The sequence below is a fragment of the Pseudomonas sp. NFX1 genome (assembly GCF_051123555.1).
Taxonomy (GTDB): Bacteria; Pseudomonadota; Gammaproteobacteria; order Pseudomonadales; family Pseudomonadaceae; genus Aquipseudomonas; species Aquipseudomonas capeferrum.
This window is the reverse complement of the sequence record NZ_CP169366.1, coordinates 596802-623435: the sequence shown is the minus strand read 5'-3', so window position 1 is coordinate 623435 and position 26634 is coordinate 596802. Positions and strand designations below refer to the sequence as shown.

Here is a 26634-nt window from a genome sequence, read left to right as displayed (position 1 = left end):
GCTCCTCCCACCCCTGGAGGCGCCTCGTGTCTATACGGCCCACAAGGCGGTTCGACGGGATTGCGACTGCAACGAAGAAGTTGTCCCGAGGGACGGAAGCGCATCACCGCAGTTCTGGCAATCGCGTCGCACCGCAGCAAGGCAACCACGAGCCGACCTGCAGGGCACACCTTCGCCTGGCCTGCCCCTCCTTCCCCTTCGAGCCTTCGCGTTCGCCGCCGCACTCCCCCGGACAGGACAGCCGTCAGGCCTCTGATCTGCACCCGAGCATCAGCACAATTACCCCAAGATCGATGCGACGAGGTTTATTTCCATGGCACTGACACGCGAACAGCAAATTGCAGCCCTCGAGAAAGACTGGGCCGAGAACCCGCGCTGGAAAGGCGTGACCCGTACCTACACCGCCGCTGATGTCGTTCGCCTGCGTGGCTCACTGCAACCGGAGCACACCCTGGCGCAGGTGGGTGCAGAAAAACTGTGGAAGCTGGTCACCCAAGGTGCCCACCCGTCCTTCCGCCCTGACAAAGATTTCGTCAACTGCATGGGCGCCCTCACCGGTGGCCAGGCAGTGCAACAAGTGAAGGCCGGCATCCAGGCCATCTACCTGTCCGGCTGGCAGGTTGCCGCCGACAACAACTCGGCCGAGTCGATGTACCCCGACCAGTCGCTGTACCCGGTAGATTCGGTGCCGACCGTGGTCAAGCGCATCAACAACTCGTTCCGCCGCGCTGACCAGATCCAGTGGAAAGCCGGCAAGAACCCAGGCGACGAAGGCTACGTCGACTACTTCGCGCCGATCGTTGCCGACGCCGAGGCCGGTTTCGGTGGCGTGCTGAACGCCTACGAACTGATGAAGAACATGATCGAAGCGGGCGCCGCCGGCGTGCACTTCGAAGACCAGCTGGCCTCGGTGAAAAAATGCGGCCACATGGGTGGCAAGGTACTCGTACCGACCCAGGAAGCCGTCCAGAAGCTGGTGGCCGCGCGCCTTGCAGCTGACGTTGCCGGTGTACCGACCATCATCCTGGCCCGCACCGACGCCAACGCCGCCGACCTGCTGACCAGCGACTGCGACCCGTACGACCAGCCGTTCGTGCTGGGCGAGCGGACCCGTGAAGGCTTCTATAAAGTGCGCGCTGGCCTCGACCAGGCGATCGCCCGCGGCCTGGCCTACGCGCCGTATGCCGACCTGATCTGGTGCGAAACCGCCAAACCGGACTTGGACGAAGCGCGGCGCTTTGCCGAAGCGATCAAGAAGGAGTACCCGGACCAGCTGCTGTCGTATAACTGCTCGCCGTCGTTCAACTGGAAGAAGAACCTCGACGACGCCACCATTGCCAAGTTCCAGCGCGAGCTGTCGGCGATGGGCTACAAGCACCAGTTCATCACCCTGGCCGGCATCCACAACATGTGGCACGGCATGTTCAACCTGGCGCACGACTATGCGCGCAATGACATGACCGCCTACGTGAAGCTGCAGGAGCAGGAATTCGCCGATGCCAGCAAGGGTTACACCTTCGTGGCGCACCAGCAGGAAGTGGGCACTGGCTACTTCGATGACATGACCACCGTGATTCAGGGTGGGGCTTCGTCGGTGACTGCACTGACTGGTTCGACCGAGGAAGAGCAGTTCCACTGATAGTGGGTCGCTGCTGAAGAAAGGCCCAAGGCTCTCGCGAGCCTTGGGCCTTTCTTTTTGCCGACACCAGACCGACCAGGAATACACGGAACCTGTAGGAGCGGCCTTGTGTCGCGAAAGGGCTGCGCAGCAGCCCCAGCAATTTGTGCATCTGCGCCGAAACATTGGGGCCGCTGCGCAGCCCTTTCGCGACACAAGGCCGCTCCTACAGGGGGGATCGTGCAGGCCTGCGGTATGTCAGTGCTTCATGCCCAGTTCTGCGTCATCCATCAGCGCCTTGGCCATTGCACTCAGGTAGTGAGCAGCCCAGATCATCATGGGCTTCTCTTCCATCAGGCCAGTGATGGTCAGCTCACGGACATAGCCCATCAACTCCGACGACTGCTCGCGGGCGTCCCGACAGGGGATGCCGGGTTCGATGCGGAACAGTGGATGGGTGCCGTTTTCGCCTTGATTGAAAGTGGTCTTGCCGACGGTGAGCTGGGTGTCTTCTGTTGTCATTGTTCAATTCCCTGAAAATTCTCTAATGCCTGGGCCGGCCCTTTCGCGGGCACGCCCGCTCCCACAGATACTGTGCACGTCTTGAAGCCTGTGGTGATCCTGTGGGAGCGGGTTTACCCGCGAAGGGGCCGGCCCTCACAACACATTAAGCAGCCTTAGTGCGAAGTCCTGGGCTCTACGGGCATCTGCACCTGAACCAAGGCCGACTCAAGCAAAGCCCTTAGCGCCTCCAGTTCGTGCATCGAGGTCATCATCAGGATCGATGCCGGTGATCTGGGCTGAAGCAGCAACGCCTGATGCACCACGGTGGCCGCGCATAGTGCGTAGTCGGTGGCCTGGATCAGGGTGTCTTCGAGGGAATGGGGGTTGTGGGGTGGGTCTGGAACGACTTTCAACATTTCGATTTACCGTTATCGGTGCCGCCTCCTGCCTGCTGTCAAACAGTTGGGTGGCAGCTGTACGTGGGTTGACAGACCGGCGGAAATCGTAAAGTTCCGGCGCACGCAAGCGTGCCCGCACGTACAGCCGCCATAATGGCGAACCGCATACGATTTACCGTCACAGCCTGTCAAAGCTGTATCGTTGATGAGCAACGACAGGCCGAGACTAGAGCGCTGCCAGAGCAGCGGCAACGGAAAATGCGCGGCAGGAGTATGTTTGGGAAATGGCCTACAAGGAAGGGGTTAAATCCGACATTTAAGGTGTTCTAAGCGCGATTGCGTCAGGGCGGCGAGGTGACCGGTTTGAATTTTGTGGTGTTGCGCAGATCGAGCGCCGCGCGGGCGGCGCTCGATCTCACAGGCGCCGCATTCCTTTCGCCAAGCCCATGCCAGCCCTAACACAATCCAAAGGCATCACCAACAAACCCCAGGATCAGGTCTATGCTAGAGGCAGCACAGCAGCAAGGACCGCCCATGCCTCGTCCAAGCCACCTGATGATTCTGGCCCTGGCCGCCGCCGCCCTCTATATATATGCACTGGCCAGCGACAACACCCTGCTCGCCCTGCTGGCCAAGCCCGTTCCCGTCCTGGCGCTTATCGCCTGGCTGCGCGGCGCCCCCGCCACACCGTATGGCAGGTGGATCTCGATCGGCCTGGGTTTCTCGGTCGTCGGCGACATACTGCTGGCTGTCCCCGCCGACCTGTTCGTGTTTGGCCTGGGCGCCTTCCTGTGTGCCCACCTGGCCTACCTGCGCGCCTATTGCGGCATCATCCTGCGCCCCGCCCTGCCCGCTCTGATAGCCAGCGCCATCACCGGCATCGTGCTGCTGGGCGTACTTGCCAGCCACGGCCTCGGCCCGTTGCTGGTCCCTGTCGCGTTGTACGCCCTGGCCATCAGCGCCATGCTCTGGCGCGCCCTGGTCTGTGGCGGGCTGGCCGCAATCGGCGCCGGCCTGTTCGTGCTCTCGGACAGCCTGATCGGCATCGACCGCTTCGTCAGCCCGCTCGCCGCCGCGCCGTACCTGATCATCCTCACCTACTGGCTCGGCCAGTGGGCGATTGCTTCATCAGCCAGTCACCGCTCAACCGATAAAGTATTGACCCAGAGCGTGCGCGCAGTGTCGGAAGCTGCTAAAACAGGAGTCTTTCGCATTTGCAAGTAGGGGGACTCGCCAGATGAACTTTACAAGGTACAGAACAGCCAAATTACATGGCATCAGGTCAAATGATATTAATTATCATTCCGAAACTTGTAATTCGTTACCAGTCGCAAGAAACATAATTAACAAAACCACACGCAATGCCCGAATATCAAGGCTTTCAGCCATTTACGAGTGCCTTTTGTTCTTAATCCTACGAATAAATTTGCGACAGAAATTTTACTTGCACCGGGTTTACCCATAAAATCAGCGCGATTGATTCAGCTGCGACATTTGGTCACTGCACGTGCGACACCAAGTCGCCGCTCTACTTATTTCAGACTGCAGAGCTGGGTCTCTGTATAAGGATCTCTAGCATGTCCGATTCGGCAGGACTCATCGCCCACAACTGGGGCTTTGCCATCTTCCTTTTGGGTGTCGTCGGCCTGTGCGCCTTCATGCTCGGCCTGTCCAGCCTGCTCGGTAGCAAGGCCTGGGGCCGCGCCAAGAACGAACCCTTCGAATCCGGCATGCTGCCCGTCGGCAGCGCCCGCCTGCGCCTGTCTGCAAAATTCTATCTGGTCGCGATGCTGTTCGTGATCTTCGATATCGAAGCCCTCTTTCTCTTTGCATGGTCTGTGTCCGTCCGCGAAAGCGGCTGGACCGGGTTCGTCGAAGCGCTCGTTTTCATAGCAATTCTGTTGGCAGGTCTTGTCTACCTTTGGCGCGTCGGGGCACTTGATTGGGCTCCCGAAGGTCGCCGCAAGCGGCAAGCGAAGCTGAAACAATGAGGCTTTGGCAATGCAATACAATCTCACCAGAATCGATCCGGATGCGCCCAACGAGCAGTACCCGGTCGGTGAACGGGAAACCGTCACCGATCAGCTGCTAGAGGACCAGGTCCACAAGAACATCTACATGGGGAAACTCGAAGATGTGCTGCGTGGCGCGGTCAACTGGGGTCGCAAGAACTCCCTGTGGCCGTACAACTTCGGCCTGTCCTGCTGCTACGTGGAAATGACCACGGCCTTCACGGCGCCCCACGATATCGCCCGCTTCGGCGCCGAAGTCATCCGGGCCTCGCCGCGTCAGGCCGACTTCATGGTCATCGCCGGTACCTGCTTCATCAAGATGGCGCCGATCATTCAGCGCCTGTACGAGCAGATGCTCGAGCCGAAGTGGGTCATCTCCATGGGTTCGTGTGCCAACTCCGGTGGCATGTACGACATCTACTCGGTCGTTCAGGGGGTCGACAAGTTCCTCCCCGTGGACGTCTATGTGCCTGGCTGCCCGCCACGCCCTGAGGCTTTCCTGCAAGGCTTGATGCTGCTGCAGGAGTCGATCGGCCAAGAACGACGCCCGCTTTCCTGGGTTGTTGGTGATCAAGGTATTTACCGTGCCGAGATGCCAGCCCAGAAAGACCTGCGTCGTGAGCAGCGCATTGCAGTAACCAACCTGCGCAGCCCCGACGAAGTCTGATCCAGCGACCTGCCGCCCGCTCCCCAAGGAGCCGGCGGCCTGGCTTCATTCTTAACGTTGACCCAAAGCGACCGAGACCATGACAGCGGACAACGCTATTTTCATTCCGCCCTACAAGGCTGACGACCAGGATGTGGTCGTCGAACTGAACAACCGTTTTGGCGCCGAAGCATTCGTCGCCCAGGAGACCCGCACCGGCATGCCCGTGCTGTGGGTCAAGCGTGCGCAGCTCAAAGAGGTACTCAGCTTCCTGCGCGGTGTCGCCAAGCCTTACAGCATGCTGTATGACCTGCATGGCGTCGACGAGCGCCTGCGCACCCAGCGCCGTGGCCTGCCGGCCGCCGACTTCAGCGTGTTCTACCACCTGATGTCGATCGAGCGTAACAGCGACGTGATGATCAAGGTGTCGCTGAGCGAAGGCGACCTGAACCTGCCGACCGTGACCGGTATCTGGCCAAACGCCAACTGGTACGAACGCGAAGTGTGGGACATGTTCGGCATCGACTTTGCCGGCCACCCGCACCTGAGCCGCATCATGATGCCGCCCACCTGGGAAGGACACCCGCTGCGCAAGGACTACCCAGCCCGTGCCACCGAGTTCGACCCCTACAGCCTGACCCTGGCCAAGCAGCAGCTTGAAGAGGAATCGGCACGCTTCAACCCGGAAGCCTGGGGCATGAAGCGTCAGGGCGCCAACGAGGACTACATGTTCCTCAACCTGGGCCCCAACCACCCGTCTGCCCACGGTGCGTTCCGTATCGTCCTGCAACTGGACGGTGAAGAGATCGTCGACTGCGTGCCGGACATCGGCTACCACCACCGTGGTGCCGAGAAGATGGCCGAGCGCCAGTCCTGGCACAGCTTCATCCCCTACACCGACCGTATCGACTACCTCGGCGGGGTGATGAACAACCTGCCGTACGTACTGGCGGTGGAAAAACTGGCCGGCATCAAGGTGCCGCAGAAGGTCGACGTGATTCGCATCATGCTCGCCGAGTTCTTCCGCATCACCAGCCACCTGCTGTTCCTGGGTACCTACATCCAGGACGTCGGCGCCATGACCCCGGTGTTCTTCACCTTCACCGACCGCCAGCGCGCCTACACCGTGATCGAAGCGATCACCGGTTTCCGCCTGCATCCGGCCTGGTACCGCATCGGTGGCGTCGCCCACGACCTGCCGCGCGGCTGGGACAAGCTGGTCAAGGACTTCGTCGACTGGCTGCCCAAGCGCCTCGACGAGTACACCAAGGCCGCCCTGCAGAACAGCATCCTCAAGGGCCGTACCGTCGGCGTTGCCGCGTACAACACCAAGGAAGCGCTGGAATGGGGCACTACCGGTGCCGGCCTGCGTTCCACCGGTTGCGACTTCGACCTGCGTAAAGCGCGCCCTTACTCCGGCTACGAGAACTTCGAGTTTGAAGTGCCGCTGGCCCACAACGGCGATGCCTACGATCGCTGCATGGTCCGTGTCGAAGAGATGCGCCAGAGTATCCGCATCATCGACCAGTGCCTGCGCAACATGCCGGAAGGCCCGTACAAGGCGGATCACCCGCTGACCACGCCGCCGCCGAAAGAGCGCACCCTGCAGCACATCGAAACCTTGATCACGCACTTCCTGCAAGTCTCGTGGGGCCCGGTCATGCCGGCCAACGAGTCGTTCCAGATGATCGAAGCGACCAAGGGCATCAACAGTTACTACCTGACGAGCGATGGCGGCACCATGAGCTACCGCACCCGGATCCGCACCCCGAGCTACCCGCACCTGCAGCAGATCCCTTCGGTGATCAAAGGCAGCATGGTCGCCGACCTCATTGCGTACCTGGGCAGTATCGACTTCGTTATGGCTGACGTGGACCGCTAAGCATGAACAGCACGCTTATCCAGACAGACCGTTTCGCCCTGAGCGAAACCGAGCGCTCGGCCATCGAGCACGAGATGCATCACTACGAGGACCCGCGCGCGGCGTCCATCGAAGCCTTGAAGATCGTCCAGAAGGAACGTGGCTGGGTGCCGGACGGCGCCATTCACGCCATCGGCGAAGTGCTGGGCATCCCTGCCAGTGACGTCGAAGGCGTGGCCACCTTCTACAGCCAGATCTTCCGCCAGCCGGTCGGCCGCCACATCATCCGCGTGTGCGACAGCATGGTCTGCTACATCGGCGGCCACGAGTCCGTGGTCAGCCAGATCCAGAGCGAACTGGGCATCGGCCTCGGCCAGACCACCGCAGACGGGCGTTTCACCCTGCTGCCGGTGTGCTGCCTGGGCAACTGCGACAAGGCCCCGGCGCTGATGATCGACGACGACACCTTTGGCGACGTGCAGCCGACTGGCGTTTCCAAACTGCTGGAGGGTTACGTATGACCATTACTTCCTTCGGCCCGGCCAACCGCATCGCGCGTTCGGCCGAAACCCACCCACTGACCTGGCGCCTGCGTGACGACGGCGAGCCGGTATGGCTTGCCGAGTACGAATCCAAGAACGGCTACGCCGCTGCCCGCAAGGCACTGGCGCAGATGTCGCAGGACGACATCGTCCAGGCCGTCAAGGACTCCGGCCTCAAGGGCCGTGGCGGTGCGGGCTTCCCCACTGGCGTGAAGTGGGGCCTGATGCCCAAAGACGAATCCATGAACATCCGCTACCTGCTGTGCAACGCGGACGAAATGGAGCCGAACACCTGGAAGGACCGCATGCTGATGGAGCAACAGCCCCATCTGCTGGTCGAGGGCATGCTGATCAGCGCCCGCGCCCTGAAGGCCTACCGCGGCTACATCTTCCTGCGTGGCGAATACACCACCGCAGCGAAGAACCTCAACCGCGCCATCGACGAAGCCAAGGCCGCAGGCCTGCTGGGCAAGAACATCCTCGGTTCGGGCTTCGACTTCGAGCTGTTCGTGCACACCGGCGCCGGTCGCTACATTTGCGGTGAAGAAACCGCACTGATCAACTCGCTCGAAGGCCGCCGCGCCAACCCACGCTCCAAGCCACCCTTCCCTGCCGCCGTGGGCGTGTGGGGCAAGCCGACCTGCGTGAACAACGTCGAGACCCTGTGCAACGTCCCGGCCATCGTCGCCAACGGCAACGACTGGTACAAGTCGCTGGCCCGCGAAGGCAGCGAGGACCACGGCACCAAGCTGATGGGCTTCTCCGGCAAGGTGAAGAACCCGGGCCTGTGGGAACTGCCGTTCGGCGTTACCGCCCGCGAGCTGTTCGAAGACTACGCCGGTGGCATGCGCGACGGCTTCAAGCTCAAGTGCTGGCAGCCAGGCGGCGCCGGTACCGGCTTCCTGCTGCCCGAGCACCTCGACGCCCAGATGTACGCCGGCGGCATCGCCAAGGTCGGCACCCGTATGGGTACGGGCCTGGCCATGGCGGTCGACGACAGCGTCAACATGGTCTCGCTGCTGCGCAACATGGAAGAGTTCTTCGCCCGCGAATCGTGCGGCTGGTGCACCCCTTGCCGTGACGGCCTGCCGTGGAGCGTGAAGATGCTGCGCGCGCTGGAAAACGGCCAGGGCCGTGCCGAAGACATCGAGACGCTGCTGGGTCTGGTCAACTTCCTCGGCCCAGGCCGCACCTTCTGTGCTCACGCACCGGGTGCCGTCGAGCCCTTGGGCAGTGCCATCAAATACTTCCGCTCCGAATTCGAGGCCGGTGTCGCCCCAGCCAGTGCTGCCGACACCCTGCGCCCGAACCTGGCCAAGCCAGTGCCGAGCGGGCCGATCGTGGTCGGCGCATAACAAGATGAGCTGCGGGTGGTCCGTGCCACCCGCCAGCCTGCAGGCCGGCCCGAACGATTCGAGGCGGGCCGCAGGCATACAGATTTCCATTAGCCACGCCCGCTCACGCGGGCCAACGAAGAACTTTGAACAATGGCCACTATCCACGTAGACGGCAAAGCGCTCGAAGTCAACGGTGCAGACAACCTGTTACAGGCGTGTCTGTCGCTCGGCCTCGACATCCCTTATTTCTGCTGGCACCCGGCGCTTGGTAGCGTTGGCGCCTGCCGGCAATGTGCGGTCAAGCAGTACACCGACGAGAACGACACCCGTGGTCGTATCGTCATGTCCTGCATGACCCCTGCCTCCGACGGCACCTGGATCTCCATCGAAGATGACGAGTCCAAGGCGTTTCGCGCCAGCGTCGTCGAATGGCTGATGACCAACCACCCGCACGACTGCCCCGTGTGCGAGGAAGGCGGTCACTGCCACCTGCAGGACATGACGGTAATGACCGGCCACAACGAGCGCCGCTACCGTTTCACCAAGCGTACCCACCAGAACCAGGACCTCGGCCCGTTCATCGCCCACGAGATGAACCGCTGTATCGCCTGCTACCGCTGCGTGCGTTACTACAAGGACTACGCAGGCGGCACCGACCTGGGTGTCTACGGCGCCCACGACAACGTGTACTTCGGCCGCGTTGAAGACGGCGTGCTGGAGAGCGAGTTCTCCGGCAACCTGACCGAGGTCTGCCCGACCGGTGTGTTCACCGACAAGACCCACTCCGAGCGCTACAACCGCAAGTGGGACATGCAGTTTGCTCCAAGCATCTGCCACGGCTGCTCCAGCGGCTGCAACATCAGCCCGGGCGAGCGCTACGGTGAACTGCGTCGGATCGAGAACCGCTTCAACGGCTCGGTCAACCAGTACTTCCTGTGCGACCGTGGCCGCTTCGGCTATGGCTACGTCAACCGCACCGACCGCCCACGCCAGCCACGCCTGGCCGATGGCACCAAGCTGAGCCTGGACGCCGCCCTGGACAAGGCCGCCGACCTGCTGCGCGGCCGCACCATCGTCGGCATCGGCTCGCCGCGCGCCAGCCTCGAAAGCAACTACGGCCTGCGTGAGCTGGTCGGCGCCGAGTACTTCTACTCCGGCATGGAAGCAGGCGAACTGGCCCGCGTACGCCTGGCCCTGAACGTGCTGAACAACAGCCCGCTGCCCGTGCCGACCCTGCGTGACATCGAAGACCACGACGCGGTGTTCGTGCTCGGTGAAGACCTGACGCAGACCGCCGCCCGTGTTGCCCTGGCCGTACGCCAGGCCACCAAAGGCAAGGCCGAAGCCATGGCCGAGGCGATGAAAGTGCAGCCTTGGCTGGACGCTGCGGTGAAGAACATCGGCCAGCACGCGCTGTACCCGCTGTTCATCGCGTCCCTGGCTGAAACCAAGCTGGACGACGTTGCCGAAGAATGCGTGCACGCAGCCCCCGCCGACCTGGCCCGCATCGGTTTCGCCGTGGCCCACGCCATCGACCCGAGCGCCCCGGCCGTTGCTGGCCTGGACGACGAAGCCAAGGCCCTGGCCCAGCGCATCGCCGACGCCCTGGTCGCGGCCAAGCGCCCGCTGGTGGTTGCCGGTACTTCGCTGGCCGACCCTGCCCTGATCGAAGCCGCCGCCAACATCGCCAAGGCCCTGAAGCTGCGCGACAAGAACGGTTCGCTGAGCCTGGTTGTGCCTGAGGCCAACAGCCTCGGCCTGGCCATGCTGGGCGGTGAGTCCGTCGATGCCGCGCTGGATGCGGTCATCAGCGGCAAGGCCGACGCCATCGTGATCGTCGAAAACGACCTGTACACCCGCGTAGCGGCCGCCAAGGTCGATGCTGCCCTGGCCGCAGCCAAGGTGGTGATCGTCGCCGATCACTCCCACACCGCGACCCTGGAGCGCGCCCACCTGGTGCTGCCGGCGGCCTCGTTCGCCGAAGGCGACGGTACCCTGGTCAGCCAGGAAGGCCGTGCCCAGCGCTTCTTCCAGGTGTTCGACCCGCAGTACCTGGACAGCAGCATCCTGGTCCACGAAGGCTGGCGCTGGATGCACGCCCTGCGTGCCACCCTGCTGAACAAGCCGGTCGACTGGACCCAGTTGGACCACGTCACCAGCGCCTGCGCCGAAGCCGCCCCGCAACTGGCCGGCATCGTCAACGCTGCGCCAAGCGCCGCCTTCCGCATCAAGGGCATGAAGCTTGCCCGTGAGCCGCTGCGCTACTCCGGCCGTACCGCCATGCGCGCCAACATCAGCGTGCACGAGCCACGCACCCCGCAAGACAAGGACACCGCGTTCGCCTTCTCGATGGAAGGCTACTCGGGCTCCGCCGAACCGCGCCAGCAAGTGCCGTTCGCCTGGTCGCCGGGCTGGAACTCGCCGCAAGCCTGGAACAAGTTCCAGGACGAGGTCGGTGGCCACCTGCGTGCCGGTGACCCGGGCGTGCGCCTGATCGAATCGCAAGGCGATCGCCTGAACTGGTTCAACGCCATCCCGGGCGCCTTCAACCCGGCCCGCGGCACCTGGACTGCAGTACCGTTCTTCCACCTGTTCGGCAGCGAAGAAAGCTCCTCGCGCGCCGCCCCGGTGCAAACGCGTATTCCGGCCGCCTACGTCGGCCTGGCCAAGTCCGAAGCCGACCGCCTGGGTGTCAACGAAGGTGCGCTGCTGAGCCTGAACGTGGCTGGCGTGGCCCTGCGCCTGCCGCTGCGTATCAATGAAGAGCTGGGCGCAGGCCTGGTCGCGCTGCCGAAAGGCCTGGCTGGCATTCCGCCTGCCATCTTCGGTGCACCCGTAGAAGGCCTGCAGGAGGCAGCACAATGAGCTGGTTCACCCCCGAAGTGATCGATGTGATCATCCAGGTCGTCAAGGCTATCGTGGTGCTGCTGGCCGTAGTGGTCTGCGGCGCCCTGCTCAGCTTCGTCGAGCGCCGCCTGCTGGGCTGGTGGCAGGATCGCTACGGTCCTAACCGTGTCGGCCCGTTCGGCATGTTCCAGATCGCCGCCGACATGCTGAAGATGTTCTTCAAGGAAGACTGGAACCCGCCCTTCGTCGACAAGATGATTTTCACCCTGGCGCCGGTCGTGGCCATGAGCGCGCTGCTGATCGGCTTCTCGATCATCCCGATCACACCCGGCTGGGGCGTTGCCGACCTGAACATCGGCCTGCTGTTCTTCTTCGCCATGGCTGGCCTGTCGGTATACGCCGTACTGTTCGCCGGTTGGTCGTCGAACAACAAGTACGCCTTGCTGGGCAGCCTGCGGGCGTCGGCACAGACCGTTTCGTACGAGGTGTTCCTGGGCCTGGCGCTGATGGGCGTGGTGGTGCAGGTGGGTTCGTTCAACATGCGCGACATCGTTGAATACCAGGCCCAGAACCTGTGGTTCATCATTCCGCAGTTCTTCGGCTTCTGCACCTTCTTCATCGCTGGCGTTGCCGTGACTCACCGTCACCCGTTCGACCAGCCAGAAGCGGAACAGGAACTGGCCGACGGCTACCACATCGAGTATGCCGGCATGAAATGGGGCATGTTCTTCGTCGGTGAGTACATCGGCATCATCCTCATCTCGGCGCTGCTGGTGACCCTGTTCTTCGGCGGCTGGCACGGCCCGTTCGGCATCCTGCCGCAGGTGCCGTTCCTGTGGTTCGCGCTGAAAACCGCGTTCTTCATCATGCTGTTCATCCTGCTGCGCGCCTCGATCCCGCGCCCACGCTATGACCAGGTGATGGACTTCAGCTGGAAGTTCTGCCTGCCGCTGACCCTGATCAATTTGCTGGTGACCGCTGCGATCGTGCTTTACAACACGCCAGCCGTCGCGGCCCAGTGAGGATTTGACCCATGTTCAAATATATCGGCGACATCGTTAAAGGCACCGGCACTCAGCTGCGCAGCCTGGCAATGGTGTTCTCCCACGGGTTCCGCAAGCGCGACACCCTGCAGTACCCGGAAGAAGCTGTGTACCTGCCGCCGCGCTATCGCGGCCGCATCGTCCTCACCCGCGACCCCGACGGCGAGGAGCGCTGCGTGGCGTGCAACCTCTGCGCGGTGGCCTGCCCGGTCGGCTGCATCTCGCTGCAGAAGGCCGAGACCGAGGACGGCCGTTGGTACCCTGAGTTCTTCCGCATCAACTTCTCGCGTTGCATCTTCTGCGGCCTGTGCGAGGAAGCGTGCCCGACCACCGCGATCCAGCTGACTCCGGATTTCGAAATGGCCGAGTTCAAGCGTCAGGACCTGGTGTACGAGAAAGAAGATCTGCTGATCTCCGGCCCCGGCAAGAACCCTGACTACAACTTCTACCGTGTTGCGGGTATGGCAATCGCTGGCAAGCCGAAGGGCTCTGCGCAGAACGAGGCCGAGCCGATCAACGTGAAGAGCTTGCTCCCATAAGGACAGAAAGATGGAATTCGCTTTCTACTTCGCATCCGGGATCGCCGTGGTCTCCACCCTTCGGGTGGTAACCGGCACCAACCCCGTGCACGCCCTGCTCTACCTGATCATTTCGCTGATTTCCGTGGCAATGATCTTCTTCGCCCTCGGTGCGCCGTTTGCCGGCGCCCTGGAAGTGATCGCCTACGCTGGCGCCATCATGGTGCTGTTCGTGTTCGTGGTGATGATGCTCAACCTGGGGCCGGCCTCGGTCGCCCAGGAACGCGGCTGGCTCAAGCCCGGCATATGGGCGGGGCCGGTGATACTGGGCACCCTGCTGCTGCTGGAGCTGCTGTACGTGCTGTTCGTCACCCCGAGCGGTGCCGGCATCAGCGGTACCACCGTGGGCCCGAAAGAAGTGGGCATCAGCCTGTTCGGCCCGTACCTGCTGGTGGTCGAACTGGCTTCGATGCTGCTGCTCGCCGCAGCCGTCACCGCCTTCCACCTGGGCCGCAACGAGGCGAAGGAGTAAATCATGGGTGCTATCCCTCTCGAGCATGGTCTGGCGGTCGCCGGCATCCTGTTCTGCTTAGGTCTGGTTGGCCTGATGGTCCGCCGCAACATCCTCTTCGTGCTCATGAGCCTGGAAGTCATGATGAACGCCTCTGCCCTGGCGTTCGTCGTCGCCGGTGCCCGTTGGGTCCAGCCCGACGGCCAGGTGATGTTCATTCTGGTGATCAGCCTGGCAGCCGCCGAGGCCAGCATTGGCCTGGCCATCCTGCTGCAGCTGTATCGCCGCTTCCACACTCTCGACATCGATGCTGCCAGTGAGATGCGCGGATGAACCTTCTCTTCCTGACTTTCGTCTTCCCCCTGATCGGCTTCCTGCTGCTGTCGTTCTCGCGCGGGCGGTTCTCGGAGAACCTGTCCGCCCTGATCGGCGTCGGCTCGGTCGGCCTCTCGGCCGCGACGGCCGCCTACGTCATCTGGCAATTCAACGTCGCCCCGCCTGAAGGCGGCGCGTACAGCCAGCTGCTGTGGCAGTGGATGTCGGTGGACGGCTTCGCGCCGACCTTCACCCTGCACCTGGACGGCCTGTCGGTCACCATGCTCGGCGTGGTCACTGGCGTGGGCTTCCTGATCCACCTGTTCGCGTCCTGGTACATGCGTGGCGAAGCCGGTTACTCGCGCTTCTTCTCGTACACCAACCTGTTCATCGCCAGCATGCTGTTCCTGATCCTTGGCGATAACCTGCTGTTCATCTACTTCGGCTGGGAAGGCGTGGGCCTGTGCTCGTACCTGTTGATCGGTTTCTACTACAGCAACCGCAACAACGGTAACGCGGCACTCAAGGCCTTCATCGTCACCCGCATCGGCGACGTGTTCATGGCCATCGGCCTGTTCATCCTGTTCGCCCAGCTGGGTACCCTGAACGTTCAGGAACTGCTGGTGCTGGCACCGCAGAAGTTCCAGGCGGGCGACACCTGGATGGTGCTGGCGACCCTGATGCTGCTGGGTGGCGCGGTCGGTAAATCGGCCCAGCTGCCCTTGCAGACCTGGCTGGCCGACGCGATGGCAGGCCCGACCCCGGTTTCGGCACTGATCCACGCGGCAACCATGGTGACCGCGGGCGTGTACCTGATCGCCCGTACCAACGGCCTGTTCCTGCTGGCCCCAGACATCCTGCACCTGGTGGGTGTGGTCGGTGGTGTGACCCTGGTGCTGGCCGGCTTCGCCGCGCTGGTACAGACCGACATCAAGCGTATCCTCGCCTACTCGACCATGAGCCAGATCGGCTACATGTTCCTGGCCCTGGGCGTGGGTGCCTGGGACGCGGCGATCTTCCACCTGATGACCCACGCCTTCTTCAAGGCCCTGCTGTTCCTTGCGTCCGGTGCGGTGATCGTTGCCTGCCACCACGAGCAGAACATCTTCAAGATGGGCGGCCTGTGGAAGAAGCTGCCGCTGGCCTACGCCAGCTTCGTGGTCGGTGGCGCCGCCCTGGCGGCCCTGCCGATCGTGACCGTGGGCTTCTACTCCAAGGACGAGATCCTCTGGGAAGCCTTCGCCAGCGGCAATACCGGCCTGCTGTACGCCGGGCTGGTCGGTGCGTTCATGACCTCGCTGTACACCTTCCGCCTGATCTTCATCGCCTTCCACGGCGAAGCCAAGACCGAAGCCCACGCCGGCCACGGCATCAGCCACTGGCTGCCACTGGGCGTGCTGATCGTGCTGTCGACCTTCGTCGGCGCCTGGATCACCCCACCGCTGGCAGGCGTGCTGCCTGAAAGCGCCGGCCACGCCGGTGGTGACGCCAAGCACTCGCTGGAGATCGCCTCGGGCGCCATCGCCATCGCCGGTATCCTGCTGTCAGCCCTGCTGTTCCTGGGCAAGCGCCGCTTCGTCAGCGCGATCGCCAACAGCGGCATCGGCCGTGTCCTGTCGGCCTGGTGGTTCGCCGCCTGGGGCTTCGACTGGATCTACGACAAGCTCTTCGTCAAACCCTACCTGCTGATCTGCCACATCCTGCGCAAGGACCCGGTAGACCGCAGCATCGGCCTGATCCCTCGGATGGCACGTGGCGGCCACGTCGCCATGAGCAAGACCGAGACCGGCCAACTGCGCTGGTACACCGCCTCGATCGCCGTCGGCGCCGTGCTGGTGCTCGGTGCTGTGGTAGTGGCTGCGGTATGACTATGAATCTTGCGACTTTGCCAAAGGAAACCAACCCGTCATGATTTTGCCTTGGCTGATCCTGATCCCCTTCATCGGCGGCTTCCTGTGCTGGCTGGGTGAGCGCTTCGGCGCCACCCTGCCGCGCTGGATCGCGCTGCTGACCATGTCCCTGTTGCTCGGCATCGGCCTGTACCTGTGGGGCACCGGCGACTACACCCTGGCGCCTGCGCCGGGTGCCGAACCTGCCTGGGCACTCGAATACAAAGTCGAGTGGATCAAGCGCTTCGGCATCAGCATCCACCTGGCCCTCGATGGCCTGTCGCTGCTGATGATCCTGCTCACCGGCCTGCTCGGTGTGCTGTCGGTACTGTGCTCCTGGAAAGAGATCCAGCGCCACGTCGGCTTCTTCCACCTCAACCTGATGTGGATCCTCGGCGGCGTGGTCGGTGTGTTCCTGGCCCTGGACCTGTTCCTGTTCTTCTTCTTCTGGGAAATGATGCTGGTGCCGATGTATTTCCTCATCGCGCTCTGGGGTCACAGCTCGGCGGACGGCAAGAAGACCCGGATCTACGCCGCGACCAAGTTCTTCATCTTCACCCAGGCCAGCGGCCTGATCATGCTGGTGGCGATCCTTGGCCTGGTGCTGGTCAACTACAACACCACCGGCGTGCTCACCTTCAACTACAGCGACCTGCTCAAGGCCGAGCTGCCACCTGGCGTCGAGTACGTGCTGATGCTGGGCTTCTTCATCGCCTTCGCGGTCAAGCTGCCAGTGGTGCCGTTCCACTCCTGGCTGCCTGATGCGCACGCCCAGGCGCCAACCGCAGGTTCCGTGGACCTGGCGGGTATCTTGTTGAAGACTGCGGCCTATGGCCTGCTGCGCTTCGCCCTGCCGCTGTTCCCGAACGCTTCGGCAGAGTTTGCGCCGATCGCCATGAGCCTGGGCCTGATCGGTATCTTCTACGGTGCCTTCCTGGCCTTCGCGCAAACCGACATCAAGCGCCTGATCGCCTTCTCCAGCGTCTCGCACATGGGCTTCGTGCTGATCGGTATCTACTCCGGCAGCCAGCAAGCCCTGCAAGGCGCGGTGATCCAGATGCTGGCCCACGGCCTGTCGGCCGCCGCACTGTTCATCCTGTCCGGCCAGCTGTACGAGCGCCTGCACACCCGTGACATGCGTCAAATGGGTGGCCTGTGGCACCGCATCGCCTACCTGCCTGCGATCAGCCTGTTCTTCGCCGCCGCATCGCTGGGCCTGCCAGGCACCGGCAACTTCGTCGGCGAGTTCCTGATCCTGATCGGCAGCTTCGCCAGCGTGCCATGGATCACTGTGATCGCCACCACCGGCCTGGTCTTCGGCTCGGTCTACTCGCTGATCATGATCCACCGTGCCTACTTCGGCCCCAGCAAGAGCGACACCGTGCTGGCCGGCATGGACGGCCGCGAGCTGATCATGGTGCTGGGCCTGGCGGTGCTGCTGATCGTGCTTGGTGTGTACCCGCAGCCGTTCCTCGACACTTCTGCCGCCACCATGAGCGGTGTGCAGCAGTGGCTTGGTTCCGCTTTCACTCAACTCGCTTCGGCCCGGTAAGAGCGCTATGGAATTCACCACTCAACACTTCATCGCATTGGCGCCGATGCTGATCACCACCATCACCACGGTGGTGGTGATGCTGGCGATCGCCTGGAAGCGCAACCACTCGCAGACCTTCCTGCTGTCCACCGTGGGCCTTAACCTGGCCCTGCTGTCGATTCTGCCGGCCCTCAAGGTTGCACCGCTGGCGGTCACCTCGCTGATCACCATCGACAAGTTCGCCTGCCTGTACATGGCGATCATCCTGGTGGCCACGCTGGCCTGCGTCACCCTCGCCCACGCCTACCTTGGCGAAGGCTCCAAGGGCTTCCCGGGCAACCGCGAAGAGCTGTACCTGCTGCTGCTGATGTCGGCCCTCGGTGGCCTGGTACTGGTCAGCGCCAACCACCTGGCCGGCCTGTTCATCGGCCTGGAGCTGCTGTCTGTGCCGGTTTACGGCCTGGTGGCGTACGCCTTCTTCAACAAGCGCTCGCTGGAAGCCGGCATCAAGTACATGGTGCTGTCGGCCGCAGGTTCGGCCTTCCTGCTGTTCGGCATGGCACTGCTGTACGCCGATGCAGGCAGCCTGAGCTTCGACCAGATCGGCAAAGCCCTGGCAGCCACCAACATGCCAAGCCTGGTTGCGCAACTGGGCCTGGGCATGATGCTGGTCGGCCTGGCCTTCAAGCTGTCGCTGGTCCCCTTCCACCTGTGGACCCCGGACGTGTACGAAGGCGCCCCGGCCCCGGTTGCCGCGTTCCTGGCCACCGCGAGCAAGGTGGCGGTGTTCGCCGTGGTCGTGCGCCTGTTCATGCTCTCCCCTGCTGCCAGCAGCGGCGTGCTGAGCACCGTACTGGCGGTGATCGCAGTTGCCTCGATCCTGGTCGGTAACCTGCTGGCACTGACCCAGAGCAACCTCAAGCGCCTGCTCGGTTACTCGTCCATCGCCCACTTCGGCTACCTGGTGATCGCCCTGGTCGCCAGCAAGGGCCTGGCCCTGGAAGCCATGGGCGTGTACCTGGTCACCTACGTGATCACCAGCCTTGGCGCCTTCGGTGTCATCACGCTGATGTCCTCGCCTTACGGCGGCCGTGACGCCGATGCCCTGTACGAGTACCGCGGCCTGTTCTGGCGCCGCCCGTACCTGACTGCGGTACTGACCGTGATGATGCTGTCGCTGGCCGGTATCCCGCTGACTGCGGGCTTCATCGGCAAGTTCTACATCATCGCCACCGGCGTCGAGTCGCACCTGTGGTGGCTGGTCGGTGCCCTGGTGATCGGTAGCGCCATCGGCGTTTATTACTACCTGCGCGTCATGGTCACCCTGTACCTGGTCGAGCCGAACCTGCGTCGCCACGACGCTCCGCTGAAGTGGGAACAGCGCACTGGCGGCGTCATGCTGCTGGCTATCGCGATCCTGGCCTTCGTGCTCGGTGTGTACCCGCAACCGCTGCTGGAAATGGTTCAGCAGGCGGGCCTGCAACTGATCGGCTGACCTTCAGCGATCCTGAACAACCCCGCCTCGGCGGGGTTGTTCTTTTTCAGGACTACAGAACGAAAGCTGTGCTTCGTCTGACACTTGCAGCGTCAGATTCCCGCTTATCGATCTGGAAGCCCTTGCCATGCGCCCTACCCTCCCCCTCTCCTTGCTGGCCCTGTTGGTCTCCAGCGCCACCCAGGCCACAGGCCGCGTCGAACTCGACCAAGTGTTGATCGAAGATCAGCGACAGACCGAGCTGGAGGCCGCCGCCGAGCACCTTCGGGAAATCCCTGGCGCCAGCAATCTGGTGGACATGAACCGCGTGGGGCAAGGCCGGGTCGCCAGCAATCAGGATGTGCTGGCCTACCAACCTGGGGTGTTCGCCCAGTCGGCGGGCAACGATGGCATCAAGCTGTCGATCCGTGGCTCGGGCATCAACCGCGCTCCAGGGGCGCACGGCTCCGGGGTCTACACGATGTTCGACGGCTTGCCGCTGACCGGCCCCGGGGGCACCCCCTATGAGCTGTTCGAGCCGCTATGGCTGAGCCGCGCCGAGGTACTGCGCGGGGCCAATGGCTTCGATCAGGGCGCCCTGGCTCTGGGGGGTGCCATCAACTATGTCACCCACACCGGTTACGATGCCGCGCCACTGCAGGTGCGCTACGAGGTCGGTAGCCGCGGCTACCAGCATCGGCACATCAGTTCTGGCCAGGTGCTGGGCAACCTCGATTACTACGTGGCGCTGACCGACTCGGAATACGACGGCTATCAGGCGCACAGCAGTGGCAGCGCCAAGGGTATCGCCGCCAATGTCGGCTACCGGTTCAACCCGAACCTGGAAACGCGTTTCTACCTGCGCTACCGCGAAACCGAGAACGACCTGGCCGGGCGCCTGACCAAGGACCAGATCAAGCACGACCCGCGTGCCGCCAACGCGGCGTACCTGGCCCGCGACGACAGCCGGCCGCAACCGGGCAGCACCTGGGTGGCCAACAAGACCACCTTCTACCTTGAGGACGATGCCCGGGTAGAAGCCGGGCTGGTCTATCACGACTTCCCGATGGACCTGCGCGAAGGCCCAATGCGCCTCAAGGTGGCCTACACCGATGTCAGCGGCACCCTGAACTACCTGCGCCGCGATACCCTGCTGGGCCACGAGAGCAAGACCACCGTGGGCTGGCGAACCACCAAACACCTGCCCAACAGCGGTGCCTCGCAATTTGCCCGCACCAGCGGTTACAACTTCGGCGCGCGCAGCCGCGACTTCAGCTACCAGGGCTCGGATACCGTGCTGCATGTCGGCAACGATCTGGAGCTGATCCCTGATTTGTGGCTGACCACGGGCCTGGCGATGATCTATACCCGACGTGAAAGTGACGTCAGCTACCCTGCCACCGGCGGCAAGGTCAGCCAGCATGACTGGGACTACGCGCCGCGCCTGGGCCTGCGCTATGACATCAACCCGCACCTGCAGGTCTATGGCAACCTGAGCCGGTCCGTCGAGCCACCGCACCCGTGGTCGCTGATCTGGAGCGCCACGGCTGCGACACAACCTGTCGAAATGCAGAACCAGACAGCCACCACGCTTGAACTGGGCGCACGCGGCGACTCTGCGCTGGGGCGCTGGGACCTGGCGTGGTATTACTCGCAAGTGCGCCACGAACTGCTGGCCGTGGAAATCGTGCAGGGCCTGCCGGCCAAAGAATACAATGCCAGCGCCACCGTGCACCAAGGTGTCGAGGCGGGCCTGGACAGCACCTTGTGGGAGCAAGCCGGCAGGGGCAAGCTGAGCCTGCGCCAGGCCTACACCTTCAGTGATTTCCACTACCGCGACGATGACACCTTCGCTGACAACCGCTTGCCTGGCATCCCCATGCATTACTACCAGGCCGAGTTGCGCTATGACTGGCCGAGCGGGTTTTATGCCGGAGTCAACACGCAGATGGCCTCCAAGGTGCAGGTCGACTATGCCAACAGTTACCACGCCGACGCCTATGCCTTGCTGGGGGCACGCCTGGGTTGGGACTCACCGAAACAGGACTGGCAGACCTGGCTGGACCTGCGCAACCTGACCAACAAGCGCTATGCCGCGACAGTGACACCGGGTTACAACGATGGCGGGCAGGACATCGCCCGGTCGACGCCGGGCGAAGGGTTTGCGGTCTATGCAGGGGTGTCCTACAGCTTCCGATAAACGGCCGGGGCCGCTGGGCGGCCCATTGCCATCACCCTCAAACCGCCCTGTTCAACTTCACCCACGTGGCGAACTTGTCGACAAAGGACTGCAGAAACGGCCGGGTCTTGTCGTTGAGCTTGCCCGAATCCTCGAACAGGTTGGCCGCGCCACCGAGGTACGCCTCAGGCATCTGCATGCAGGGCATGTCGAGAAACACCAGCGACTGGCGCACGGCATGGTTGGCGCCAAAACCGCCAATCGCCCCCGGCGACACACTCACCACCGCAGCCGGTTTGCCGCTCCAGGCGCTTTGACCATAGGGCCGCGAGCCGACGTCGATGGCGTTTTTCAGGCAACCCGGCACCGAACGGTTGTACTCCGGCGTGACGAACAGCACCGCATCACTGCCGCGGATCTGCTCGCGAAAGCGCTGCCAGGGCTCAGGTGCGTTGGCCTCGACGTCCTCGTTATACAGGGGCAGGTCACCAATCTCGACGATCTTCAAGGCAAGGCTGGACGGCGCCAGCTCCGAAAGTGCGCGGGCTACCTTGCGGTTGTAGGAATCCTTGCGCAAGCTGCCGACGACGACCGCTACCGAATACACCTGGCTCATGGCGATTTCCAACCTTTGCTGGCTAAGAGACGTTGTAGTTATAGATGACCGTTTCTCGCCGCTTTGGTTTTTTTTCCACGAGGGGAAAACTTCCGGGTATCTTGTACGGTCTATGTTTGCAGATATTTCCTACGTAATTCAGAGGTTTTCACCCAAATGGCAGCAGTAATGGTCGGCCAATTCCACGCCCGTGACGCCGAAGGCCGCATCTACCCCGTCCACGAGTTCCAGGAGTCCACCCTCCAGGTCGACGGCAGCGCGCTGGGCGCACCGATCACCACCTACCGCCTGGCAATTGGCGACCGCGTCAACCACCTGGGCGAAAACCGTTTCGAGCTGGCACAGACCGGCGTCGAGATCATTCGCATTCCTTGATGCAGTCTACGGTGTAGCGACCGCTTTCGTTCTGCAGGCCATGCACGTCGGCAACGAAACCCGGGAAGCCATCGTTGAAAGCTCGGGCAAACGCCAGGTAGTCGAGTATCGAGCGGGTCGCTTCGGTGAACCGCTCTCCCGGCATGATCAATGGAATGCCGGGCGGATACGGCACCAGCATCACCGCTGCGACACGGCCGAGCAGCGCTTCGATCGGCACCGCCTCCACTTCGCCGCGTACCATCTGGTCATAGGCCCGTGCCGGGCTGACGGCAACCTCCGGCAAGCTTGTGAACAACCGTTTGAGCTGCTTGGCCGTGGCATTGGCGCGGTAGCACTCGTGCAGTTGGTCACACAGCTCGCGCAGCCCCATGCCTTGATAACGTGAAGTGTCCGCTGCCACCACACTCGGCAGGCAAGCGCTCAACCGGGTATTGCCGTCATAGTGGCGTTTGAACTCCAGTAGCTCTGTCAGCAAGGTGCTCCACTTGCCCTTGGTGATGCCCATGGAGAACAGCACCAGGAAGCTGTACAGGCCGGTTTTTTCCACCACCAGGCCGCGCTCCCAAAGAAACTTGCTGACCACCGCCGCCGGAATACCGTGCTCGCCCAGCACACCCCCTGCGCTCAAGCCGGGCATGACCAAGGTCACCTTCAGCGGGTCGAGCAACACGTAGTTGCCCGCCACCTCACCAAAGCCATGCCACTCAGCCCCCGGCTGAAGCTGCCAGTCTTGCGCGGCAAGGTGCTGTATGCCCTCTGCCGCTGGCGGTTGCCAGATGCTGAACCACCAGTCGGCAGCGGCAATATGCTTGCGCAGGTTGGCCAGCGCCCGGCGAAAGCTCAACGCCTCGTCGAACATTTCCTGCAACAGCGAGCGCCCGGCCGGCCCCTCCATCATGGTAGAGGCCACGTCCAGTGACGCCAGGATGCTGTACTGCGGCGATGTCGAGATGTGCATCATGAACGCTTCGTTGAAGCGGTCACGGTCCAGCTGGCGGCTGGCACCCTCCTGCACATGAATCATCGACGCCTGGCTGAAGGCCGCCAACAGCTTGTGCGTGGAGTGGGTGCTGAACACCAGCGGGCTGTCGGCCGCGCAGGCCGTACCCATGGCATAGCGCCCCTCGAAGAACTCGTGAAACGCCGCGTAGGCGAACCAGGCCTCGTCAAAGTGCAGCACCTCGACACTGGCCCCCAGCGTCTGCTTGATCATCCCGGCGTGGTAGCACAGGCCGTCGTAGGTGGAGTTGGTGACCACTGCCAGCTTGATCCGCTGCCCGCGATCACGCGCCAGGGGGTTGGCCTGGACCTTCGCCTGGATCGATGCAGGGCTGAACTCACTGAGGGGTATCGGGCCGATGATGCCCAGCTCGTTGCGCTCGGGGCACAGGTAGATGGGAATGGCCCCGGTCATGATGATCGCGTGGACTACCGATTTGTGACAGTTGCGGTCCACCAGCACCAGGTCATCACGGCCGACCATGGCGTGCCAGACGATCTTGTTGGCAGTGGAGGTGCCGTTGATCACGAAAAACGTGTGGTCGGCGCCGAAGTTGCGTGCAGCCCTGGCCTCTGCCTGGGCCAGGGGGCCGGTGTGGTCGAGCAGCGAGCCCAGCTCCGGCACTGAAACGGACAAGTCCGAACGCAGGGTATTCTCGCCAAAAAACTGGTGAAAGGCCTGGCCGACCGGGCTCTTGTGGTAGGCCACGCCGCCGCCGTGCCCCGGTGTGTGCCAGGAGTAGTTGGATTGCGCGGTGTGTTGCACCAAGGCTTTGAAAAACGGCGGCAGCAGGCCGTCGAGGTAGCTGTGGGCGGCGCGTGCCACCTGGCGCGCAAGAAACGGCACGGTGTCTTCGAACAGATAGAGAATGCCGCGCAACTGGTTCAGCTCGCTCATGACCTCGGCGGGGGCGTTCTCCAGGGTGACCTGTTCGCCCAACGCAAAAATCGGCAGGTCAGGTGCGCGCAAACGGGCCAGGCGAATCAGCTCGGCCATGTTCTGTAGCAGATGAGTGTTCTCGCCCACGCCCTCGGCGGCGATCAGCATGCAGGCCAGGCCGTGGTGGGTGGCAGCGACCAGGCGCGCTTCAGCGTGGTCCGCTGCGGCCAGGATGGCAAAGCCGTCCTGGCGCAACTCCTCGGCGATACCCCGGATGCGGTCACCGGCAACACTGTCGGCCTTGATCGCACGGTGGACGATGAGGATGGGGAACTTGAGGTCCTTGTACATCAGGCAGCTACCTCTGCAGGACGGGGTGTCCTTTTCAGGGTAGTTGCAGGAGCGGCCTTGTGTCGCGAAAGGGTCGCGACGCAAGGCCGCTCCTACAAAGGGCGCATGGTCAAGATGCAGGTGTCTCGCTCAACGCCTGCCACATCGCCGGCGCCCCCGCCGATTTGGCGATCGCCGCCAGCCGTTCGGCATGCGCTTCCAGCTCTTCGGCACTGGCCATGATCACCCGCCCAGGAGCACGGCCGGTAATACGGCGGATCTCGCTGCCACCACCACCCTGCCCGTCACTGTCGCCGTCAGCACCGTGCCCGGCCAGCGACAGGCTGGTCTGGCCGCCGGTCATTGCCAGGTAAACGTCGGCCAGCAGTTCCGAGTCGAGCAGTGCGCCGTGCAGCTCACGGCCCGAGTTGTCGATGTCGTAGCGTTTGCACAACGCGTCGAGGCTGTTGCGCTGCCCCGGGTGACGAGAACGCGCCAGCAACAGGGTATCGAGGATGGTGCAATGCTGCGCAAGGTCGGCGCGGTCTTGCTGGCCCAGCAGGGCGAACTCGTTGTTGATGAAGCCGACGTCGAACGCCGCGTTGTGGATGACCAGCGTGGCGCCCTGGATGAACTCGAAGAATTCATCCGCAACCTCGGCGAAGCGCGGCTTGCCGATCAGGAAGCTGTCGGTGATGCCGTGAACGCCGATGGCGCCCTCGTCACTCTCGCGGTCCGGTTGCAGGTAGACGTGGAAATGCCGCCCGGTCAGGCGACGGCCCATGACCTCGACACAGCCGATCTCGATGATGCGATGGCCTTCGCTGACCGGCATGCCGGTGGTTTCGGTATCGAGAATGACCAGGCGTTTATCTTGCTGCTGCTCCACGCGGGGGGCTCCAACTTGCATCAGTTACAAAGGACGCGATTGTACCCCAGCTCAACGCTGGGCGCGCACCTCATCGACCCCGCGGTTGGCCAGCTGGTCGGCCCGTTCGTTGCCCGGGTGGCCGATGTGGCCGCGCACCCACTTCCAGCTCACCTTGTGCCGGTTGACCTGTTCGTCGAGCAACTGCCAGAGGTCGGCGTTTTTCACCGGCTCCTTGGCTGCAGTCTTCCAGCCCCGTTTCTTCCAGTTGACCATCCATTCGTTGATGCCTTTCATCACGTACTGCGAGTCGGTGGTCAGTACCACCTCGCATTCACGCTTGAGCGACATCAGGCCCTGGATCGCGGCCATCAGCTCCATGCGGTTGTTGGTGGTCTCGCGTTCGCCGCCCCACAGTTCCTTCTCGACGCCCTTGTAGATCATCAGCACGCCCCAGCCGCCAGGGCCAGGGTTGCCCTTGCAGGCGCCATCGGTAAACATTTCGACGCTATCGCTCATGTACCACTCTTGTTCAGTGCTTTTCAGTATCAGGATTGGCCGCCGTACGGTTGACCTTGGCCAGCGGCAGCGGCAGCAGTTTGCCCATGGGTTCGCGGCGCTCCAGGCGCAACGGCCGCAGGCCGACCACCATCTTGCGCGCCACCAGCAGGTACACGCCGCCGCCGGAAATTTGCCAGCCGCCCGCCACCCGCTCCCAGCCTGCCAGGCGTTGCTGCCAGGCCGGCGAGGCAAGCGGCGGACGATAGCACCCGAAGCGGCGTTTCTCCAGCGCGAAGCCGAGCAGGTTGAGCCAGTCGCCAACCCGCGAAGGCGAGATGCAGCGGGCCTTGCGCAAGGCGCCATGGCTGAACAGGTGGCGCATGCCCCAACTGCTCCAGGGGTTGATGCCGACAATCAGCAGGTGCCCACCCGGGCGAACGGAGCTGGCGGCTTCGCGCAACAAGCCATGGGGGGTGAGGCTGAAGTCCAGGCCGTGCTGCAGCACCACCACGTCGGCGGCATGCTCGCTCAACGGCCAGGCCTGCTCTTCACAGACGATTTCCACGCCAGGCAAGGGTGCCCCGAGGCGCACGTTGCGCTGCACCTGGGGCGCGCTGGGCGGCGCCTCGGCACAGGGCCCATAGTGCACGAGATAACCGCCAAAGAAGCGCCCCAGCTCTTCTTCCAGCAGTTTTTCCTCTTCTTTGAGCATCAACTGGCCGAGCGGGCCATTGAACCACTCACGGGCCAGGCTGATCAGCTCGACCCAATCGGGGTCGGCCTGGGCAAAGGCTTGGTCGGTCATTGCGTTCTCCCTCGAAGGTTCTCGTGCCA

General features: G+C 63.1%; 24 protein-coding genes. 17 read left to right on the top strand and 7 right to left on the bottom strand.

From position 1 onward, the window contains the following. Positions 1 to 313: 313 nt before the first annotated feature. Positions 314 to 1639, top strand: a complete 1326-nt coding sequence (gene aceA / locus DJ563_RS02710; RefSeq protein WP_209867592.1) for an isocitrate lyase — start codon at positions 314 to 316, stop codon at positions 1637 to 1639. A 237-nt stretch (positions 1640 to 1876) separates the two neighbouring features. Here the strand turns inward: aceA and DJ563_RS02705 are convergent, their stop codons facing one another. Continuing rightward, entirely contained in the window at positions 1877 to 2140 is a 264-nt protein-coding gene (locus DJ563_RS02705) for a DUF3077 domain-containing protein (protein WP_274099038.1), read from the bottom strand. Between the two features lie 155 nt (positions 2141 to 2295). Continuing rightward, on the bottom strand, positions 2296 to 2538 hold the full coding sequence (locus DJ563_RS02700; RefSeq protein ID WP_434518766.1) for a hypothetical protein: 243 nt from the start codon (positions 2536 to 2538) through the stop codon (positions 2296 to 2298). A gap of 516 nt (positions 2539 to 3054) precedes the next feature. Between DJ563_RS02700 and DJ563_RS02695 the strand changes: the two genes are divergently transcribed. The 15 genes from DJ563_RS02695 to DJ563_RS02625 all read left to right on the top strand — a co-directional run bounded on the left by DJ563_RS02695 (position 3055) and on the right by DJ563_RS02625 (position 21249). Continuing rightward, entirely contained in the window at positions 3055 to 3744 is a 690-nt protein-coding gene (locus DJ563_RS02695) for a lysoplasmalogenase (RefSeq protein WP_434518765.1), read from the top strand. 353 nt (positions 3745 to 4097) lie between these two features. Beyond that, positions 4098 to 4511 (top strand): NADH-quinone oxidoreductase subunit A, encoded by a 414-nt coding sequence (locus DJ563_RS02690; protein WP_003251427.1) that lies wholly within the window; start codon positions 4098 to 4100, stop codon positions 4509 to 4511. Positions 4512 to 4521: 10 nt separating this feature from the next. Beyond that, entirely contained in the window at positions 4522 to 5199 is a 678-nt protein-coding gene (locus DJ563_RS02685; protein ID WP_012313769.1) for a NuoB/complex I 20 kDa subunit family protein, read from the top strand. 79 nt (positions 5200 to 5278) lie between these two features. After that, on the top strand, positions 5279 to 7060 hold the full coding sequence (gene nuoC, locus DJ563_RS02680; RefSeq protein ID WP_274099041.1) for an NADH-quinone oxidoreductase subunit C/D: 1782 nt from the start codon (positions 5279 to 5281) through the stop codon (positions 7058 to 7060). 2 nt (positions 7061 to 7062) lie between these two features. Continuing rightward, entirely contained in the window at positions 7063 to 7560 is a 498-nt protein-coding gene (gene nuoE, locus DJ563_RS02675; RefSeq protein ID WP_027592810.1) for an NADH-quinone oxidoreductase subunit NuoE, read from the top strand. Then, positions 7557 to 8936 (top strand): NADH-quinone oxidoreductase subunit NuoF, encoded by a 1380-nt coding sequence (nuoF, locus tag DJ563_RS02670; protein ID WP_033699184.1) that lies wholly within the window; start codon positions 7557 to 7559, stop codon positions 8934 to 8936. The genes nuoE and nuoF overlap by 4 nt, the downstream gene beginning before the upstream one ends. A 132-nt stretch (positions 8937 to 9068) precedes the next feature. Beyond that, positions 9069 to 11783 carry an NADH-quinone oxidoreductase subunit NuoG gene (gene nuoG, locus DJ563_RS02665; protein ID WP_186657397.1) on the top strand — a complete coding sequence of 905 codons (2715 nt, stop codon included), beginning with the start codon at positions 9069 to 9071 and terminating at the stop codon, positions 11781 to 11783. After that, the gene (gene nuoH, locus DJ563_RS02660; RefSeq protein ID WP_012273297.1) at positions 11780 to 12787 is read left to right on the top strand and encodes an NADH-quinone oxidoreductase subunit NuoH; all 1008 of its coding nucleotides are present in this window, start codon (positions 11780 to 11782) and stop codon (positions 12785 to 12787) included. Before nuoG ends, nuoH begins: the two co-directional genes overlap by 4 nt. Positions 12788 to 12798: 11 nt before the next feature. Further along, a complete protein-coding gene (gene nuoI / locus DJ563_RS02655) occupies positions 12799 to 13347 on the top strand; it encodes an NADH-quinone oxidoreductase subunit NuoI (protein ID WP_027592814.1) in 549 nt (182 codons plus the stop codon). Between the two features lie 10 nt (positions 13348 to 13357). Further along, positions 13358 to 13858, top strand: coding sequence for an NADH-quinone oxidoreductase subunit J (gene nuoJ, locus DJ563_RS02650; protein ID WP_012313764.1), 501 nt, complete (start codon positions 13358 to 13360; stop codon positions 13856 to 13858). 3 nt (positions 13859 to 13861) lie between these two features. After that, a complete protein-coding gene (nuoK, locus tag DJ563_RS02645; RefSeq protein WP_003251446.1) occupies positions 13862 to 14170 on the top strand; it encodes an NADH-quinone oxidoreductase subunit NuoK in 309 nt (102 codons plus the stop codon). Next, complete coding sequence (nuoL, locus tag DJ563_RS02640; RefSeq protein ID WP_033699189.1) at positions 14167 to 16020, top strand: NADH-quinone oxidoreductase subunit L; 1854 nt, start codon at positions 14167 to 14169, stop codon at positions 16018 to 16020. Before nuoK ends, nuoL begins: the two co-directional genes overlap by 4 nt. 40 nt (positions 16021 to 16060) lie before the next feature. Continuing rightward, positions 16061 to 17593: an NADH-quinone oxidoreductase subunit M gene (nuoM, locus tag DJ563_RS02635; RefSeq protein WP_274099043.1), complete on the top strand. Its 1533-nt coding sequence runs from the start codon at positions 16061 to 16063 to the stop codon at positions 17591 to 17593. Between the two features lie 7 nt (positions 17594 to 17600). After that, positions 17601 to 19070 carry an NADH-quinone oxidoreductase subunit NuoN gene (nuoN, locus tag DJ563_RS02630; RefSeq protein WP_033699194.1) on the top strand — a complete coding sequence of 490 codons (1470 nt, stop codon included), beginning with the start codon at positions 17601 to 17603 and terminating at the stop codon, positions 19068 to 19070. 127 nt (positions 19071 to 19197) lie between these two features. After that, a complete protein-coding gene (locus DJ563_RS02625) occupies positions 19198 to 21249 on the top strand; it encodes a TonB-dependent receptor family protein (protein WP_434518764.1) in 2052 nt (683 codons plus the stop codon). A 37-nt stretch (positions 21250 to 21286) separates the two neighbouring features. On the opposite strand, the gene DJ563_RS02620 is transcribed toward DJ563_RS02625, so the two are convergent. Next, entirely contained in the window at positions 21287 to 21844 is a 558-nt protein-coding gene (locus DJ563_RS02620; RefSeq protein WP_434518763.1) for an NADPH-dependent FMN reductase, read from the bottom strand. A gap of 156 nt (positions 21845 to 22000) precedes the next feature. Here DJ563_RS02620 and DJ563_RS02615 point away from each other — a divergent pair, with 156 nt between their 5' ends. Further along, the gene (locus tag DJ563_RS02615) at positions 22001 to 22219 is read left to right on the top strand and encodes a hypothetical protein (protein WP_033699199.1); all 219 of its coding nucleotides are present in this window, start codon (positions 22001 to 22003) and stop codon (positions 22217 to 22219) included. Here DJ563_RS02615 and DJ563_RS02610 read toward each other — a convergent pair. The 4 genes from DJ563_RS02610 to DJ563_RS02595 form a co-directional block, all read right to left on the bottom strand. Beyond that, positions 22203 to 24452 (bottom strand): Orn/Lys/Arg decarboxylase N-terminal domain-containing protein, encoded by a 2250-nt coding sequence (locus tag DJ563_RS02610; RefSeq protein ID WP_274099046.1) that lies wholly within the window; start codon positions 24450 to 24452, stop codon positions 22203 to 22205. The genes DJ563_RS02615 and DJ563_RS02610 overlap by 17 nt on opposite strands. Before the next feature lie 109 nt (positions 24453 to 24561). Beyond that, on the bottom strand, positions 24562 to 25320 hold the full coding sequence (gene dnaQ / locus DJ563_RS02605; protein ID WP_274099047.1) for a DNA polymerase III subunit epsilon: 759 nt from the start codon (positions 25318 to 25320) through the stop codon (positions 24562 to 24564). Between the two features lie 51 nt (positions 25321 to 25371). Continuing rightward, positions 25372 to 25818 (bottom strand): ribonuclease HI, encoded by a 447-nt coding sequence (rnhA, locus tag DJ563_RS02600; protein ID WP_033699205.1) that lies wholly within the window; start codon positions 25816 to 25818, stop codon positions 25372 to 25374. Between the two features lie 13 nt (positions 25819 to 25831). Beyond that, the gene (locus DJ563_RS02595; protein ID WP_434518762.1) at positions 25832 to 26605 is read right to left on the bottom strand and encodes a methyltransferase domain-containing protein; all 774 of its coding nucleotides are present in this window, start codon (positions 26603 to 26605) and stop codon (positions 25832 to 25834) included. Positions 26606 to 26634 lie beyond the last annotated feature (29 nt).